Source organism: Chromobacterium sp. IRSSSOUMB001, assembly GCF_023507765.1.
Classification (GTDB): Bacteria; Pseudomonadota; Gammaproteobacteria; order Burkholderiales; family Chromobacteriaceae; genus Chromobacterium; species Chromobacterium haemolyticum.
Genome location: NZ_JALCYU010000002.1, coordinates 214,513 through 231,734 on the forward strand (window position 1 = coordinate 214,513; position 17,222 = coordinate 231,734).

General features: G+C 63.0%; 19 protein-coding genes. 10 read left to right on the plus strand and 9 right to left on the minus strand.

Going from position 1 to position 17,222, the window contains the following annotated elements:
* From MOV80_RS03085 to MOV80_RS03130, 10 genes are all read left to right on the plus strand, one after another.
* The gene (locus MOV80_RS03085) at positions 1–1,425 is read left to right on the plus strand and encodes an RNA polymerase factor sigma-54 (protein ID WP_043591969.1); all 1,425 of its coding nucleotides are present in this window, start codon (positions 1–3) and stop codon (positions 1,423–1,425) included.
* 67 nt (positions 1,426–1,492) lie between these two features.
* Positions 1,493–1,807 (plus strand): ribosome-associated translation inhibitor RaiA, encoded by a 315-nt coding sequence (gene raiA / locus MOV80_RS03090; protein ID WP_019104259.1) that lies wholly within the window; start codon positions 1,493–1,495, stop codon positions 1,805–1,807.
* A 121-nt stretch (positions 1,808–1,928) separates the two neighbouring features.
* Positions 1,929–2,390: a PTS IIA-like nitrogen regulatory protein PtsN gene (gene ptsN / locus MOV80_RS03095; protein WP_019104260.1), complete on the plus strand. Its 462-nt coding sequence runs from the start codon at positions 1,929–1,931 to the stop codon at positions 2,388–2,390.
* Positions 2,383–3,339, plus strand: coding sequence for an HPr(Ser) kinase/phosphatase (gene hprK, locus MOV80_RS03100; RefSeq protein WP_019104261.1), 957 nt, complete (start codon positions 2,383–2,385; stop codon positions 3,337–3,339). Before ptsN ends, hprK begins: the two co-directional genes overlap by 8 nt.
* Entirely contained in the window at positions 3,320–4,162 is an 843-nt protein-coding gene (rapZ, locus tag MOV80_RS03105; protein ID WP_019104262.1) for an RNase adapter RapZ, read from the plus strand. The genes hprK and rapZ overlap by 20 nt, the downstream gene beginning before the upstream one ends.
* A 34-nt stretch (positions 4,163–4,196) precedes the next feature.
* Positions 4,197–4,832, plus strand: coding sequence for a flavin prenyltransferase UbiX (locus tag MOV80_RS03110; RefSeq protein WP_019104263.1), 636 nt, complete (start codon positions 4,197–4,199; stop codon positions 4,830–4,832).
* Positions 4,833–4,877: 45 nt separating this feature from the next.
* Entirely contained in the window at positions 4,878–6,368 is a 1,491-nt protein-coding gene (locus tag MOV80_RS03115; protein ID WP_019104264.1) for a bifunctional ADP-dependent NAD(P)H-hydrate dehydratase/NAD(P)H-hydrate epimerase, read from the plus strand.
* 112 nt (positions 6,369–6,480) lie between these two features.
* Positions 6,481–7,398: a DMT family transporter gene (locus MOV80_RS03120; protein ID WP_249604828.1), complete on the plus strand. Its 918-nt coding sequence runs from the start codon at positions 6,481–6,483 to the stop codon at positions 7,396–7,398.
* 75 nt (positions 7,399–7,473) lie between these two features.
* Positions 7,474–9,018, plus strand: a complete 1,545-nt coding sequence (locus MOV80_RS03125; RefSeq protein ID WP_043591975.1) for a HAMP domain-containing sensor histidine kinase — start codon at positions 7,474–7,476, stop codon at positions 9,016–9,018.
* Complete coding sequence (locus tag MOV80_RS03130; RefSeq protein WP_043591978.1) at positions 9,015–10,604, plus strand: DUF3369 domain-containing protein; 1,590 nt, start codon at positions 9,015–9,017, stop codon at positions 10,602–10,604. The genes MOV80_RS03125 and MOV80_RS03130 overlap by 4 nt, the downstream gene beginning before the upstream one ends.
* A 110-nt stretch (positions 10,605–10,714) precedes the next feature.
* On the opposite strand, the gene MOV80_RS03135 is transcribed toward MOV80_RS03130, so the two are convergent.
* The 9 genes from MOV80_RS03135 to hda form a co-directional block, all read right to left on the minus strand.
* Positions 10,715–11,332 carry a hemolysin III family protein gene (locus MOV80_RS03135; RefSeq protein ID WP_019100472.1) on the minus strand — a complete coding sequence of 206 codons (618 nt, stop codon included), beginning with the start codon at positions 11,330–11,332 and terminating at the stop codon, positions 10,715–10,717.
* Positions 11,333–11,548: 216 nt separating this feature from the next.
* Positions 11,549–12,205 carry an adenylate kinase gene (adk, locus tag MOV80_RS03140; RefSeq protein WP_019100471.1) on the minus strand — a complete coding sequence of 219 codons (657 nt, stop codon included), beginning with the start codon at positions 12,203–12,205 and terminating at the stop codon, positions 11,549–11,551.
* A 70-nt stretch (positions 12,206–12,275) separates the two neighbouring features.
* Positions 12,276–13,049: a 3-deoxy-manno-octulosonate cytidylyltransferase gene (kdsB, locus tag MOV80_RS03145; protein WP_019100470.1), complete on the minus strand. Its 774-nt coding sequence runs from the start codon at positions 13,047–13,049 to the stop codon at positions 12,276–12,278.
* Positions 13,046–13,228, minus strand: coding sequence for a Trm112 family protein (locus tag MOV80_RS03150; RefSeq protein WP_043591984.1), 183 nt, complete (start codon positions 13,226–13,228; stop codon positions 13,046–13,048). Before MOV80_RS03150 ends, kdsB begins: the two co-directional genes overlap by 4 nt.
* On the minus strand, positions 13,218–14,240 hold the full coding sequence (gene lpxK, locus MOV80_RS03155) for a tetraacyldisaccharide 4'-kinase (protein ID WP_249604829.1): 1,023 nt from the start codon (positions 14,238–14,240) through the stop codon (positions 13,218–13,220). Before lpxK ends, MOV80_RS03150 begins: the two co-directional genes overlap by 11 nt.
* Positions 14,241–14,244: 4 nt before the next feature.
* Positions 14,245–14,658 (minus strand): biopolymer transporter ExbD, encoded by a 414-nt coding sequence (locus tag MOV80_RS03160; RefSeq protein ID WP_043591986.1) that lies wholly within the window; start codon positions 14,656–14,658, stop codon positions 14,245–14,247.
* A 2-nt stretch (positions 14,659–14,660) separates the two neighbouring features.
* On the minus strand, positions 14,661–15,275 hold the full coding sequence (locus MOV80_RS03165) for a MotA/TolQ/ExbB proton channel family protein (RefSeq protein ID WP_107731578.1): 615 nt from the start codon (positions 15,273–15,275) through the stop codon (positions 14,661–14,663).
* A gap of 581 nt (positions 15,276–15,856) precedes the next feature.
* The gene (locus MOV80_RS03170; protein ID WP_043591988.1) at positions 15,857–16,546 is read right to left on the minus strand and encodes an HAD family hydrolase; all 690 of its coding nucleotides are present in this window, start codon (positions 16,544–16,546) and stop codon (positions 15,857–15,859) included.
* Positions 16,543–17,217, minus strand: coding sequence for a DnaA regulatory inactivator Hda (gene hda, locus MOV80_RS03175; protein ID WP_043591991.1), 675 nt, complete (start codon positions 17,215–17,217; stop codon positions 16,543–16,545). The genes MOV80_RS03170 and hda overlap by 4 nt, the downstream gene beginning before the upstream one ends.
* Positions 17,218–17,222 lie beyond the last annotated feature (5 nt).

The following is a 17,222-nucleotide window of genomic DNA, read 5'->3' on the forward strand; positions in this document are numbered from 1 at the left end:
ATGAAACAGACCCTTCAGCTCAAGGTATCGCAGCAGCTGACCCTGACGCCGCAGCTGCAGCAGTCGATCAAGCTGCTGCAGATGTCCACTCTCGACCTGCAGACCGAAGTCGAGCGCTTCTTGCTGGACAATCCCTTGCTTGAGCGCGGCGACGAAGCGCCGCAGGGCGAAGCGGCTGACGCCGCCGCCGGCCAGGAACAGGACGGCGCCGCGGAAACCCGCGACGAGGCCTCCGGCGACGACGGCGAGCGCGGCGCCGAGGCCGGCGAACTGAGCGACTGGGGCAGCGGCGGCCGCCGCGGCGACGGCGACGACGAACTGGACCCAATGCTGAACGTGCCCTGTCCAATCAGCCTGCGCGAGCACCTGCTGGCGCAACTGGGCGAAGTGGCGCTGCCTACGCGCGACCAGGCCATCGTTCAGTTGCTGATCGAAGAGCTGGACGACGACGGCTACCTGGGCCAAACGCTGGAAGACATCGCCAGTCACCTGCCGCTGGAACTGGAAATCGAGGCCGACGAACTGATGATAGGCCTGCGCCTGCTGCAACAGTTCGACCCGCCCGGCGTCGGCGCGCGCTCGCTGCCGGAAGCGCTGGCGCTGCAATTGCAGCGGCTGGACCCGGACGAGCCCCAGCGAGAACTGGCGCTGGCCATCGTCCGCGACCACCTGACCTTGCTGGGCAACCGAGACTACACCCGGCTGAAAAAGCAGCTGAGCGTGGACGACGCCGCGCTGCGCGCCGCCCAGGCGCTGATCGCTCGCCTCAACCCCCGCCCCACCGCCGGTTTCGGCGCCAGCGACACTCAATACGTGATCCCCGACGTCTCGGTCAGAAAACGCAAGGGCCGCTGGGTGGCCGCCCTGAACGGCGGCGCCGTGCCCAGGCTCCGCGTCAACCAGATGTACGCTCGCTTGCTGGCGGAAAATCGCGGCGGCAACGGTGAAATGTCCTCGCGTCTGCAAGAGGCGAAATGGCTGGTGAAGAACATCCAGCAGCGATTTGACACTATCCTGAAAGTGGCGGAAGCTATCGTTGAACGGCAGCAATCGTTCTTTGAACACGGCGAAGTGGCCATGCGCCCGCTGATCCTGCGCGACATCGCGGACGAGTTGGGCCTGCATGAATCCACGGTTTCCAGGGTGACCACCCAGAAATACCTGCTCTGCCCGCGCGGCCTGTTCGAGCTCAAGTATTTCTTCGGCAGCGCGCTGGAAACCGACAGCGGCGGCGAGTGCTCCGCCACCGCGATCAAGGCGCATATCCGCAGCCTGATAGACGCCGAATCGCCGAGCAAGCCGCTGTCCGACAGCGCCCTGGTTGAAGCGCTGTCCAAACAGGGAATACAAGTTGCCAGACGCACGATAGCCAAGTATCGTGAAGCCATGCAGATACCGCCGGTCAACCAGCGCAAGACGCTGTGAGCCAGGCGGCGGAATACAGCGATCCGGCCGACCCGACCGGACTGTCAACACCAGAAGGAGCTAGGGTATGAACCTCAAAGTAACTGGACTGCATCTGGAAGTAACTCCCGCCCTGCGCGAATACGTTGAAACCAAAATGGAGCGCGTTACTCGACATGTCGACCATGTAATCGACATTTCCGTTACTCTGTCTGTTGATAAACTGGTGCAAAAGGCTGAAGTCAACGTGCATCTGTCCGGCAAGGACATTCACGTGGAAGCCACCGAATCCGATATGTACGCCGCCATTGATCTGTTGATCGACAAGCTGGACCGCCAAGTGCTGAAACACAAGGAAAAGCAGTCTGAACACCGTGCTCCGGCGCCTGAAGCCAGCCTGTAATCCCTTGAATTGGAAGGCGGGAGCCTGCGGGTTCCCGCTTTTCTTTGCACTTGCCCGTTTTCAGTACTATCAAGGCAACGTAGAATTGCCGGGTTTTTCTCAGCCGCATGCATAATCCAATATGAACCTCATCGGCAAAATCCTGACCCCCGAACACGTGTTGCTGGATCTCGATGTCGCCAGCAAGAAGCGTGTGTTCGAGCAGGTCGGCCTCTTGGTTGAAAATACCCGGGGCATCGCGCGCAGCGAAATCTTCGATTGCCTGTTTGCCCGCGAAAAACTCGGCTCCACCGGCCTTGGCCAGGGAGTGGCGATTCCCCATGGCCGCGCGCGCGGCCTGAAGGAAGCAATGGGCGTGTTCATCCGCCTGAAAGCGCCTATTCCGTTCGACGCCCCCGACGGCAAACCGGTGCAGTGCCTGTTTGTGCTCTTGGTGCCGGAACAGGCCACGGACCTGCACTTGCAAGTGCTGTCCGAGCTGGCGCAATTGTTCTCCAGCCGCCAGATGCGCGAGCAGATGCTGGGCATCTCCATTCGCGACGAGCTTTACCAGCTGCTCAACAATTGGGTGCCCAATGCCTAGCATCAGTGTCCGCCGGCTGTACCAGGAAAACCAGCAGAAGCTCAACCTCACCTGGGTTGCAGGAACCGGCGGCGCCGACAATATGATAGGCAACGACGAACAGCGCCCGACTCAGGCGCTGGTCGGCCACCTCAACTTCATCCACCCCAACCGGGTCCAGGTGCTGGGCCTCGCCGAGGTGGACTATCTGAACCGGCTGGAGCAGTCCGCCGCCAAGACCGCGCTTGATCAGCTGTTCCACAAGAGCATGTCGGTGGTGATGGTGGCCAACGACCAGCCCGTGCCCAAGCTGCTGCGCGACTACTGCCACACCCACAACGTCCCGTTGATGACCACCAAGCTGGAAAGCCCCTACCTGATGGATGTGCTGCGCATCTATCTGGCGCGGGCGCTGGCGGTGTCCACCGTGCTGCACGGCGTCTTCCTCGACGTGTTCGAGATCGGCGTGCTGATCATGGGCGATTCGGCGATGGGCAAGAGCGAGCTGGCGCTGGAACTGATTTCCCGCGGCCACGGCATGGTGGCAGACGACGCGGTGGAGTTGTACCGCATCGGTCCGGACACGCTGGAAGGCCGATGCCCGCCGCTGCTGCGCGACTTCCTGGAAGTGCGCGGCCTTGGCATCCTCAATATCCGCACCATCTTCGGCGAAACCGCGGTGCGGCCCAAGAAGGTGCTGCGGCTGATCATTCATCTGGTCAAGGCCAATGATCAGGCGATGCAGGCGTTGGACCGCCTCAACATTCAGTCGGAAACCCAGGACATCATCGGCGTCACCATCCGCAAGGTCGTGCTGCCGGTGGCCGCCGGCCGCAACTTGGCGGTGCTGGTGGAGGCCGCGGTGCGCAACTACATTCTGCAGCTGCGCGGCATCGACAGCACGCGCGAGTTCATCGAACGCCACACCAACTTCCTCAGAGACCAGGAAAATGCGCCTGATATTGATTAGCGGCCTGTCCGGTTCCGGCAAGTCGGTGGCGCTGCGCGCCCTGGAAGACGCCGGCTTCTACTGCGTGGATAATCTGCCGGCCACCATGCTGCACGAGGCGATGTCGCTGTACGCCGACTACGGCTACGAGCAGATCGCCATCAGCGTGGACACCCGCTCCGGCCCGTCGCTGGGCGCCTTGCCGGCGGAAATGGAAAAACTGCGGGCCCAGCAGGTGGACGTGCGCCTGCTATTCCTGGAAGCCACGCCCGCCACCCTGGTCAAGCGCTTCTCCGAAACCCGTCGCCGCCATCCGCTGTCCGGCGCCGACGTCACGGTGGAGGAAAGCATTCTGCTGGAACAGGACATGCTGGCCGAGATCATGGAGTTGGGCACCCGCATCGACACCAGCGAGCTATCCGCCAACGCGCTGCGCAGCTGGGTGCGTGAACTGGTGGACGCCGACAGCAGCCGGTTGACGCTGATCTTTGAATCCTTCGGCTTCAAACACGGCCTGCCGCGGGACGCCGACTTCGTTTTCGACGTACGCTGCCTGCCCAACCCCTATTACGACCCGCAGCTGCGCCCCTTCACCGGCCGCGACCAGCCCATCATCGACTTCTTCCAGCAAACGCCGGAAGTGCAACAGATGGTGGGCGACATCCAGCAGCTGGTCAGCAAATGGCTGCCCTGTTTCAGCATGGAAAACCGTAGTTATCTGACCGTCGCCGTTGGCTGTACCGGCGGCCAGCACCGCTCGGTCTACATCACGGAACAACTTGCCCGCCTGTTCGCCGCCGAACAGGTGTTGGTGCGCCATCGCCAGCTCTACCGCCAGAACTGAACGCGTTCGGGCCGCCCGCCTAAAGGAGACATTCATGCGCCCGATCAAAACCGTCACCGTCGCCCTGACCGGCGCTTCCGGCCTGCCCTACGGCTTGCGGCTGATCGATTGCCTGATCGCCGCCGGCATCCGCGTCTGGGTGCTGTATTCGCAAGCCGCCCAGGTAGTGGCCAAACAGGAAATGGACCTGACCCTGCCGTCGCGCTCGGCAGAAGCCCAACAGTGGCTGATGCAACGCAGCGGCGCCCTTGACGGCCAGCTGGCGGTGTTCGGCCGCGAAGAATGGTTCGCGCCGGTGGCGTCCGGCTCCAACCCAGCCGACGCCATGGTGGTCTGCCCGTGCTCGATGGGCACGCTGGCCGCCATCGCCCAGGGCAGCAGCGACAACCTGATCGAGCGCGCCGCCGACGTCAGCATCAAGGAACAGCGCAAACTGGTGCTGGTGCCCCGCGAAGCCCCGTTCTCCGCCATTCATCTGGAAAACATGCTCAAGTTGGCCCGTCTTGGCGTTGTCATCCTGCCGCCGTCTCCGGGGTTCTATACTCATCCCAAGACCGTGGACGACATGATCGACTTCGTGGTGGCGCGAATTCTGGATCAGCTCCGCATAGACAATCAATTGACGCCGCGCTGGGGCGAGCCCGCCTCGGACAACCCCGCGGCGCCCTAACCAGCCGCCGCGCCGCTTGCGGCCCGGCCAACGAGGAGCATCGGGATGCCGACACAAGACCAAAGCATTCTCAGCCTGGACGCCTTGCGCCAATTGGAGCGCCAAGCCACCGACGCCGGCTACAACCTGATGCAGCGCGCGGCGATGGCTACCGCCGACTGGGTCAGCCACCACCTGCCCAGCACCTCCCGACTGCTGATCTGCGCCGGTCCCGGCAATAACGGCGGCGACGCCTTGTACGCGGCGCTGGAACTGATGCGCCGCCGCTTCCGCGTCGATGTGCTGGTGCCCACCCAGCCCACCAGCCCCGCCACCTCGGAAGCGTTGCATGAGCTGGAACAAGCGCAAGGCCATGTGATGTTCGACCTGCCGCGCGACTACCGCGCGCCGCATCTGGTCATCGATGGTCTGTTCGGCGTGGGCCTGAGCCGGGACTTCGACCTAGAATGGACCACCCTGATCGACCGCATCAACCAACTGGGCAGCCCCATCCTGGCGCTGGACTGTCCCAGCGGTCTGGACGCCTATACCGGCGTGCCCGCCAACACCGCGATCCAGGCCAGCCACACCCTGACCTTCCTATGCCAGAAACCCGGCCTGTTCAGCGCCTCGGGCGCCGACCTGGCCGGCAACGTGGAGCTGGACCTGCTGGACTGCCCGCCTAGGCTGATTCCCGCGGCGGACGGCAGCATTAACCAGCCGGACGTCCGCGCGCTGCTGCGGCCGCGCAACAGTCACAAGGGCCTGTTCGGCACCGTCTGCGTGATTGGCGGCGCGCCGGGCATGCTGGGCGCGGCGCTGCTGGCCGGACGCAGCGCGCTGGCTTGCGGCGCCGGCAAGGTCCATGTCTGCCCGCTGGACGACCGGCTGCCGGTGGATCCGGTGGTGCCGGAACTGATGATCTCCGCGCTGGACGAAGTCGCCGATCTGCCCGACGCGGACGTGCTCGCCGTCGGCCCCGGCCTCGGCCTGCAAGAGCTGGCCAGCCGCCTGCTGGACCAAGTCATCCAGCAGCCGCAGGCGCTGGTGCTGGACGCCGACGCGCTCAACCTGCTGGCCAACGACCACGCCGCCGCCGCGCTGATCGCCAAACGCCAGGCCGGGACCATCCTGACCCCGCACCCGGCGGAAGCCGCGCGCCTGCTGGGACAAAGCACCGAAACGGTGCAAAAGGACCGCCTGCTGGCCGCGCGCCGGCTGGCCAACCACTTCAACTGCGTGGTCGTGCTCAAGGGCGCCGGCAGCCTGATCGTCGGCCCGGACGGCTTTTACCACTTGAACACCAGCGGCGGCCCGGCGCTGGCGGTGGCAGGCCAGGGCGATGTCCTGACCGGCATCATCGCCGCGCTGCTGGCCCAACGCATGGAGCCTTTCGAAGCCGCCAGCCTGGCGGTGCACATCCACGGCCTGGCCGGCGATGATTTTGAAATGGAAACCGGCGGCCCCATCGGCCTGTCCGCTTCCGACACCGCCTGGCGCGCCAGCCTGATGCTGAACCGGCTGATCCAGGAACGGGCGCAGGAACAGGCAAGCTGAAACCCAGGCGAGCTCCCCGGTGAAAATCCATTTGCATTAGAATGGGTCATCGGCGCGCGGGCCGGCGGCATGGCCGTCCCGCGGCCCCTCATCCGTCACCCTGGGGATTACCTTGCAGTCACAATCTAAAGCTTACGCCTACGGACTCGCCGCCGTCCTGGCCTGGTCCACGGTGGCCAGCGCCTTCAAGATCAGCCTCGCCCATCTCAGCCCGGCTCAACTGGTGCTCTACGCCAGCGCCGCCTCCCTGCTCTGCCTGCTTGGCTTGCTGGCCGTCCAGGGCCGGCTGCCGGAGCTTGCGCCGGCCTTGCGCCGCCACTGGCGCGCCTCTCTTATCTTCGGCGCGGTCAACCCGGCGCTGTACTACCTGATCCTGTTCCAGGCCTACGCGCTGCTGCCGGCGCAGGAAGCCCAGGCCATCAACTACACTTGGGCCTTGACCATGAGCCTGCTGGCGGTGCCGCTGCTCAAGCAGAAACTGCAGCGCCGCGACATCGCCGCCGCCTTGGTCTGCTATCTGGGCGTGCTGGTGATAGGCACCCGCGGCCAGCTGCTGGAACTGCGGTTTTCAGATTCGCTCGGCGTGGCGCTGGCGCTGGCCTCCACCCTGCTGTGGGCCGGTTACTGGATCTTCAACGCCCGCGACACGCGCGAACCGGTCATCGGCTTGACGCTCAATTTCGCCTTTTCGCTGCCGTTGAGCCTGGCTTGGTGCGCCTATACCGGGCAACTAGGCCCGGTGGCCTGGCAAGGTCTGGCCGGCGCCGCCTACGTCGGCGCCTTCGAAATGGGCTTCACCTTCGTCTTGTGGCTGACAGCGATGAAGTTGACGCCGAGCACCGCCCGCATTGCCAATCTGATTTTCCTGTCGCCGCTGCTATCGCTGGCGCTGATCCATTTCCTGGTCGGCGAAGCCATCCTGCCCTCCACCCTGGTCGGGCTGGGCCTGATCCTGAGCGGACTAGCGCTGCAAAAGCTTGCCCCGCGCGCCAAGCCCGCCGCGGCGCTGAGCGCCGACGGCGGGAGCTAACCTCGCTCATCCGGATTTGGTATTCGCGCCAGAACTGCCTAGGATTCAGTGTGGGCACTTGGAACTGTGAACATAATGAAAAGCATAAAAACCAAATTGATGTTCTGGTTGATGGCCTGGATCACCGCCATTCTGGGGACGACGGGTCTGTTTTCCTATTTGCACAACCAAGAACGCAATGAGGCCGATTACCAATCCCAACGCGCCGCGGTCAAAGCCCGCTTGGCGATGTCGCTGCCGCACAGCGTCTGGCAACTCGACGACGAGAACGTCAGGCTGACGCTGGACAGCGAACTGAGTTGGCCGTCCATCATCGCCATCAGCGTCAAGGGGGAATCCGGGCTAAGCCTGGGCCGCAGCCACGATACCGACGGCAGCATCCGCGACATGCCGCCGTCGGAGGAGCCGCGTTCGGACGATATGCTGAACATCCCCATCATCTATCAGGGCAAAGAGCACTTGGGCAACGCCACCGTCTACCTGTCGCGCCAGGCTTTGGCCAAGCATCAGCGCGACCAACTGATCGAACTGTCCGCCCAGATCCTGCTGCTGGACGTGATGATCTTCATGATCATGTCCTTCAACCTGCAACGCTTCCTGTTCCAGCCGCTGGCTCGGCTGCAGCAGGCCTTGAACACCGCCATTCGAGCGCCGGACGCCAGCGGCGCTCAAGTCACCCATGTCGCCGACGACGAGATCGGCGGCATCGTCAACGGCTTCAACCGCATCGTGGCGCGCACCGCCGGCGACCTGGCCAAACGCACCGAGGCCGAAGCCGTGGCCCGCGCCGAACGCGACCGCGCTGAAGAGGCTTATCGCCAGTTGATGGAAGCGCAGCAAACCCTGGTGGAAACCGAGAAGATGGCCTCGCTGGGTAGCCTGGTGGCCGGCGTCGCCCACGAGATCAACACCCCGGTGGGCATCACCCTGACCACGGCCTCCCACCTGGGCACCGCCACCAGCCACATCATAGAAAAAGTGGACGGCGGCACCGTCAAGAAAAGCGACTTCCAAGCCTATCTTGACACCGCCAAGGAATGCAGCGACCTGATTCTGTCCAATGCCGAGCGCGCGGCCAACCTGATACACAGCTTCAAACAGGTGGCGGTGGATCAGACCAGCGAAGCGCGCCGCAGCTTCCAACTGCAAGACTATCTGAATGAAGTGATCACCAGCCTGAAGCCGCGCTTCAAGCATGCCAATACCACCATCAGCGTACAGTGCGAGGAAGACATCCTGCTGGACAGCTATCCCGGTTCCTTCGCCCAAGTGGTCACCAATTTGATGGTCAACTCCCTGGTACACGGCTTCGAAAATCGCAGCAGCGGCAAAATCCTGATCGAAGCCCGGCGCAATAACCCTCATTACATCACGCTGACGCTTAGCGATGACGGCAAGGGCATCCCGCCGGAAAACCTGAGCCGTGTATTCGATCCCTTCTTCACCACCCGCCGCGGCAGCGGCGGCAGCGGCCTCGGGCTCAACATCGTCTACAACATCGTACGGCAACGCTTGGGCGGGTCGATCGAGGTGCACAGCGAAGTGAACAAAGGCACCACTTTCACCATCACCATGCCCTGTTCCGCCCCGGTCAATCAGAGCAAGGAGAACATAGCATGAGCGACATCACCAACCAGGAAGACGACTGGCTGCTGGACGATGACGCTCCAGCAGAACCCACGTCCGTCGTGAACGATGGCCGTCATCCATGGAAAATCCTGATCGTCGACGACGAAAAGGACGTCCACACCGCCACCCGCATCGCGCTGCGCAATATCCGCTACAAAGAACGACCGCTGGAACTACTCAGCGCTCACTCCGGCAAGGAAGCTTATGAAGTGGTGCGCCAGCATCCGGACATCGCGCTGATCATGCTGGACGTGGTGATGGAAAGCGAGGACGCCGGGCTGAAGCTGGTGCACCAGATCCGCCAGGACCTGAAAAACGGCCTGGTGCGCATCGTGCTGCGCACCGGCCAGCCCGGGCAGGCGCCCGAACAGGAAGTCATCCTCAACTACGACATCAACGACTACAAGACCAAGACCGAGCTGACGGTGCAAAAGCTGTTCACCACCATCATCTCCTCGCTGCGCGCCTACGAAAACCTGCTGTCGCTGGAGAAAAACCGCCAAGGCCTGTCCAAGATCCTGGAAAGCGCCTCCGACCTGTACCAGCTGTATTCGCTGCGCGAGTTCGCCTCCGGCGTGCTTCGCCAGATCAGCGCGCTGTTGGACATCGGCAGCGATGGCATCCTGTGCGTGCGCAACGACAACAGCAACGGCCGGCCGGAACTGGAAATCCTGGCCGCCTCCGGCAACTATGAATCGTTGGGGCAAAGCGGCGATCTGAGCCCCTTCCCCGAGCTGGAGCAGGTGATCCTGCGCTCCTTCGCCGAAAAACGCAGCATCTACCAGCACCCTTACGACGTGCTCTACATCACCTCGCGCAACGGCCGCGAATTCATCATCCACTTCACCCCGCAGTGGCCGCTTGAAGAAGTAGAGCGCGACCTGCTCGATGTATTCTGCCAGCGTATTTCCGCCGCCTACGACAACCTCTATCTCTATAGCCAGCTACGCAGCGCGCAGGAAGCCACGGTAGTGGCGCTGGCGGACTTGGCGGAATTCCGCGATACCGACACCGGCAACCATGTGTTGCGCGTGCAGAGGCTGACCGACGCCATCGCCTGGCAGATGCGCGACAACGGCGCCTATCCGGAGCTGATGGGCAAGGAGTTCATGGACATGGTGGGCATGGCCAGCATCTTGCACGACGTGGGCAAGGTGGGCACCCCGGACCACATTCTGTTCAAACCAGGCAAGCTGGACCCGGACGAGCGGGTGATCATGGAACAGCACGCCACCATAGGCGCGCAGATACTGGCCAGATCAGCCAGCATGGTGGAAGGCATGAGCTATCTGTCGCTAGGCTCGGAAATCGCCGGCGGCCACCACGAGCACTTCGACGGCAACGGCTACCCCAGAAAGCAGAAAGCCCAGGAAATTCCACTGTCGGCGCGTATCGTCGCGGTGGTCGACGTGTTCGACGCCCTGCTCAACAAGCGGCCCTACAAGGAACCGTGGACGCTGCGCGACACCATGGACTACATCTCCGGCCGCGCCGGCAGCCAGTTCGATCCGGAAGTGGTGCGCGCTCTGGAAACCCTGGTCAAAGAACGCCGGTTGCAGGATTTGCCGGATGAGTAAGCGCGCCTCGGGCGCTGAGCAAAGCCGGAATAAAACAGGGCGAAAACAGCGCTTGCGCTGATTTCGCCCTTCTTCCGGCCCGCCGCTACGGGAGGACTTCAAGCCGTGGCTCAGGCCACGTAGAACAAGACGCTGACAAACTGGCAGACGCTGCCGCCCAGCACGAACAAATGCCAGATGCCGTGACCGTGGCGTATTTTCTCGTCGTTGAGAAACCAATAAATGCCCACGCTGTACAGAATCCCGCCCAAGGCCAGCCAAAACAGCCCGCCGCTGGGCAGCGATTCAATCAGAGGCGGCAACGCCACCAACACCAGCCAGCCCATCACCACGTAGAGAATCATCGACAGCAAACGGGTACGCCGCCCCAATGTCAGCTCCTGAATGATGCCGAACACGGCCAAGCCCCAGCTGACGCCAAACAGGCTCCAGCCCCAAGCGCCGCGCAGGGTCACCAGCGCGAACGGCGTGTAACTGCCTGCGATCAGCAGATAGATCGCCGAATGGTCGCACTTCTGCAGCACCGCCTTGGCGCGTCCGCGAAAGCTGTGATACAGCGTGGAAATCAGATACAAAGCCACCAAAGTGGCACCGTACAGGCTGAAGCTGACCACTTTCCAGGGGTCGCCCTCACGCGCAGCCATGGTCACCAGCACCACCAGGCCGGTAATGGCCAGCAAGGTGCCGATCAAATGGGAAATCCCGTTGAAACGTTCCCCGTGATACATAGGTATTATCCTTGCGCCGGCATCGCTCCGGCTTGACGTGCAAAAACTTTTGGAGCCGCTAGCGGGCTCCGGGTTCAATTGTCCGCCTGTTGCCGCCGGCACGCCAGCCCTTTCTCGTCGCGCCAAAACAAAAGCGGGCCGCAGGCCCGCTTTTGCTTACACGGCGAATCCGGCGCCTGTCGACGATCGCTCAGCGGATCGCCAACCGGCCGCGGCTCAGGCGCCCAGCGCCTTCAGCACCTCGTCGCGCACGGTTTCCACCGCGCGGGTGCCGTCGATCTTGATGTATTTCGGCGCCTTAGCGTCGCCGCTGGCGGCGCGCTCGCCGTAGAAGCCCACCAGCACCGCAGTCTGTTCGTGGTAAACCGCCAGGCGCTTCTTCACGGTTTCTTCCCGGTCGTCGTCGCGCTGGACCAGCTCTTCGCCGCTCACATCGTCCTTGCCGGCCACTTTCGGCGGATTGAAGCTGATGTGGTAGGTGCGACCGGAGGCCAGGTGCACGCGGCGACCGGCCATGCGCTCGACGATGGCCGCGTCCGGCACGTCGATCTCCACCACGTAGTCGATGTCCACGCCGGCGGCGATCATCGCCTCCGCTTGCGGGATCGTGCGCGGAAAACCATCAAACAGGAAGCCATTCGCGCAATCCGCGTCGGCAATGCGCTCCTTCACCAGGCCGATGATGATGTCGTCGCGCACCAGGCCGCCCGCGTCCATGATCGCCTTGGCTTCCAGGCCCAGCGGCGTGCCGGCCTTGACCGCGGCGCGCAGCATGTCGCCAGTGGAGATTTGCGGGATGCCGAATTTTTCCTTGATGAAATTGGCCTGGGTACCTTTGCCGGCGCCAGGCGCCCCCAACAGGATCAGTCGCATGAAGATCGCTCCGTCAATTTGAATAAGATGATTTGATATCGAAATCCGGGCCGCGCCGAGGCGGCCCGGCTTATGGGTTCCGTCCGTCGCCCAGCAAGCGGCGCACGCGTTCCAGGTCCTCCGGCGTATCCACGCCGGCTGGCGGCGCGGACTCTACCACCGCCACCTTGATGGCGAAGCCGTGCCACAACACCCGCAACTGCTCCAGCGCTTCAAACCGCTCCAGCGGCGCCGGTTCCAAACGGTTATAGGTCTTCAGAAAACCCGCCTGATAGGCGTACATGCCGATATGCCGCAGCACTGGTAGATCCACGGGCAACGCGCTCGCATCTTGTGCAAAGGCGTCGCGGGCATAGGGAATCGGCGCGCGGCTGAAATATAACGCGCGGCCGGCGTGGTCCAGCACCGTCTTGACCACGTTGGGATTGAACATGTCGGCGGCCTCGCGGAACGGATGCGCCAAGGTCGCCACCGGCGCGTCGCCGGCGGCCAAGAGCGCCGCCAGTTGGTCGATCAGTGCCGGGTTGATCAGCGGTTCGTCGCCTTGGACATTGACCACGATCTCATCGTCGGCCAAGTTCAGCGCCTGCGCCACTTCGGCCAGCCGGTCGGTGCCGCTGGCGTGGTCGGCGCGCGTCATCAGCGCTTCAATGCCGTGAGCGCGGCAAGCGGACAGCACATCGTCGTGGTCGGTGGCCACGATCACCCGGCTTGCGCCGCTCTTGGCCGCCTGCTCGGCAACCCTCGCCACCATGGGTTTGCCGGCGATGTCGGCCAGCGGCTTGCCCGGCAAGCGGCTGGATGCCAGACGCGCGGGAATCACCACGCAAAAGCCGCGGCTCATTTTATCTCTTCTTCCGGCGCCAGTTCGCGGGCCTCGGCTTCCAGCATCATCGGAATGCCGTCCTTGATCGGGTAAGCCAGCCGGTCGCCCTTGCAGATCAGTTCCTGCTTGGCCTTGTCGAAAACCAGCGGTCCCTTGCACAACGGGCACACCAGAATATCCAGGAATTTAGCGTCCATGTTTTATCTTCAGTCGATCCAGAATCCAAGCGCTCAGATCAGGCTCCAACTCCGCCTGAACCGGCAAAACCCATAGTCTAGCACGCTGCGCTGCATCATGAATCACCCGCCGCAGCTTGACCGCGTCCTTGCTAGTGACGATCACCGCGTCCATGCCGGCCGGCAGGTCGGCGGCTTCGAACTGATGATGATCTGGCCAGGCCAGACAAAGCTCCGGCCGCAAGCCCAAGCCGGCCAGCGTGTCGAAAAAGCGCTGCGGGTGGCCGATGCCGGCCATCGCCGCCAAGCGCAAGCCGGAGAAATCCGCCGCCGCTCGCGTCTCGTCGGGCGCATCCAGCCGCTGCAAGGGTGCGGGTCGCAGACGCATGGCAAAACGTCGCGGCCCGGCCGGCAGAGCCAGGCCGGCGGCATCGCCGCCATTGACCACCACCGCATCCACCGACCCTAGCCGCGACCACGGTTCTCGCAAAGGCCCGGCGGGCAACAAGCGGCCGTTGCCCCCTCCGCGCGCGCCATCCAGCACCACAATCTCCAGATCGCGGCTTAGCCGATAATGTTGCAATCCGTCGTCGGTCAATATCAGCTGCACATCAGGGTTCAGCGCCAGCAGATGGCGGCCGGCGGCGACGCGGTCCCGCCCCACCACTACCGGCGCGCCGCCGGCGGCCAGCAGGAGCGGCTCGTCGCCCACCTCCTCCGGCGAACTATCCGGCCGCACCAGCGTGGGCTGGCGATGACTGCCGCCGTAGCCGCGGCTGATCACGCCCGCCTTGACGCCGCCTTGTTGCAAATCGCGCAACAAGGCCAAGGTCAGCGGCGTCTTGCCGACGCCGCCGACATTGATGTTGCCCACCACCACAACCGGCGCGTCCAAACGTTCGGCGCGCAGCCAGCCGCGGCGGTAAGCAAAGCGCCTGGCCGCCGCCAACAGGGCAAACAGCCCTTCCAGCGGAGCCAGAAGGGCTGTCAGCCACCAACGCGGCCGATACCATTGCCGTTCTATCCAATGCATGCTGCTATTGCGAACGGGTGGCGAAGGTCAACTGGTTGAGCCCGGCCTCGCGCGCCGCCTCCATCACCGTCACCACGGATTGGTGCGTGGCCTTGGCGTCGGCGTTGACAATGACGATGACGTCGCTCTTGCCCGCCGCGTCGTCCTTCAATTTATTCAACAAAGCCGCCTTGTCGCCGGCGGCGAGTTTCGCTTCGCCCACCGCCATCTCTCCGTTGGCGGCTACCGCCACGGTGATTTCCGACGACTTGGTCTTGGCCTGCTCGCCCTGAGCGGCCGGCAGATTGATCTTGAGTTCGGCGAACTTGGAATAAGTGGTGGTGACCATCAGAAAGATCAGGATCACCAGCAGCACGTCGATCAGCGGAATAAAGTTGATCTCGGGCTCTTCGCGGCTGCGGCCTCGGCGGAAATTCATGCTCAACTCCCGTTTTTACGCTCGCCGTGCAGCACTTCCACCAGCTTGACCGCCTGCGACTCCATCTCCACCAACAAGCCATCCACCTTGGAGCGGAAATGACGATAGAACATCATGCTGGGAATGGCCACGATCAGGCCGAAAGCGGTGTTGTACAGCGCGATGGAAATGCCGTGCGCCAGCGCCTGCGGGTTGTTGCCGGCCGGCGACTGCGAACCGAAGATCTCAATCATGCCTATCACCGTGCCCAACAGGCCCAGCAGTGGCGCCATCGCGGCGATGGTGCCCAAGGTGGTCAGCAAGCGCTCCAACTGGTGCGCCACCACGCGGCCCTCGTCCTCGATGGCTTCCTTCATCACTTCGCGATTGCCGCCGACGTTGCGCAAACCGGCGCAAAACAGCCGGCCCAGCGGCGAATGCGCCTGCAGTTTGCGCAACAGCTCCTCGCTGGCGCCGGCGCGGCGGTATTCCTGCAAGGCCTGCCCCAGCAGGCCCTCCGGCGCCACGCTGCCCTTTCTCAGGCTGAACAACCGTTCAAAGATAATCGCCAGCGACACGACCGAGGCGGCGATGATGGTCCAGATCGGCCAGCCGGCCGCTTCAATGATTGACCACACGAGGGGGTTCTCCGAAAAACGATTGCAAACACTAGGGTCCGCCGCGCCGGCTCGACTCTTGCGAAACCCGGAGCGACAGACCCTGAACTTTAGCGGCATCCATGCAGATTCAGCAACCGGCGCCGCCGCGCGCGGCCGTCGCCGCAACCGCAAACAGACGCTTAGAACCTGTTTACGATCTGCTGCGCGTCGGCGATACGGCGTTGAAACCCGCTTCGAAATGCTCATGTACCACGCGTACATTCCGCTTTCTCAGCCGTTTTCGCCTTGTCTCGCCTTAGCTCGCGAGATTGTAAACACGTTCTTAGCGACGAAAACTGCGCAGAGTTGTCAACAAAGCCGCCTAAACCCATCTTTTATAAAGGCTTTCGAATACTCGCCTTATTTCGTCGGCGGCGCTCGAAACTCAACTTGACGAAAGCCGCGCCAGGCAAGGATTTCAAGCAAATCTATCAATTTCGCGACCATGATTGGGCACTGCCGCTTTTTTAACCTTTGCCAGCAAAAGCCAAGCCCCGGCAAGCAATCCACACTGTTATCCACAAGGTTATTCAGCCGCCGCTGTGGATAATTGCCTCGCCTCAATCGCGCAAGGAAATCACGCGCCAGTCCTGCTGCTCCGCGTAAGCGCGCAAGGTGTCGTCCGGATCCACCGCCACGGGGTGGTCGACCAGCTTCAGCAAGGGCAGATCGTTGTGCGAATCGCTGTAGAAAAAGCTCTGGCCGTAGCTGTTCATGCTCAAGCCGCGCTCATCCAGCCACTGCTGCAAACGGGTGATCTTGCCCTCCTGGAAACTGGGCACGCCGCTAACGCGGCCGGTAAAGCGTCCATCCTCCTCTTCTTCCAGCTCGATGGCGATCAGGTGCTCCACGCCCAGCTCGCGGGCGATCGGCCCGGTGATAAAGCGGTTGGTGGCGGTGATGATGATGATCTCGTCGCCCTGAGCCGCGTGCGCCGCCAGCAAATCGCGCGCTTTGCGGGTAATGATGGGCTTGATGTGCTGCTCCAGGTAGTCCGCGTGCAAGGCGTCCAGCTCTGCGCGGCTGAAGCGCTTCAAGGGCTCCAGCGCGAAAGCCAGATACTCGTGGATGTCCAGCGTGCCCTGCTGGTACTGCTGATAGAAATAATTGTTGCGCTCGTCGTAATGCGCTTGCTCCAGAATGCCGCGCTGGATCAGAAAACGCGGCCATTCGAAGTCGGAATCGCCCGCGATCAGGGTGTGGTCGAGGTCGAACAGCGCCAAGTTGCGCAATGCGGTGGTATTGGTCATGGTTCCGGGCTTGCGGTTTGCAAAACGTTTTTCACCAGCGGCACGGTGATCGGCCGCCTCATGGCCAGAGAGTAGCGGTCCAATATGTCAATCATGCCTATCAGGCTGGACAGGTCGCGCCGCCAATGCGTCAGCAAGTAGCGGTAGACATCGTCCGGGATCGACAACTGACGGCTGGCGGCGTGGCTGCGCAGCGCGGCCAGTTTGTCCTCGTCCGACAGCGCCTTGACCTCGAACACCAGGCCCCAGCCCAGCCGGGTGCGCAGATCGTCGCGCACCGCCAGGGCCATCGGCGGCTGGCGGCCCGCCATCAACAGCCGCGACTCGCCGCTTTCTTTCAGCGAGTTGTAGAAGGAAAACAGGGTAATCTGGTCGTCCGGCGCCAGGTCGTCGACGTGGTCGACGGCGATAAAGCTGGCCTCGCGCGCAAAGTCAGGCAGATGCTCGGTCTTGCCGTCCAGATAGATGGAGGCGCGCCCCAGCCGCTCGGCGTGGGCGATCCAAGCCTGCAGCAAATGCGTCTTGCCGCAACCTGGCTCGCCCCACAGATAGATGAAGCGCTCGCCGGCCTCGGCCGTCAGCGCTGTGATCACCTCGCGGTTGCGTTCGGCCAGGAAATTATCGAAGGCCGGCAAGGGGGTGGGCGTCAAATCAAGTATTAACTGGTCCAAGTGAA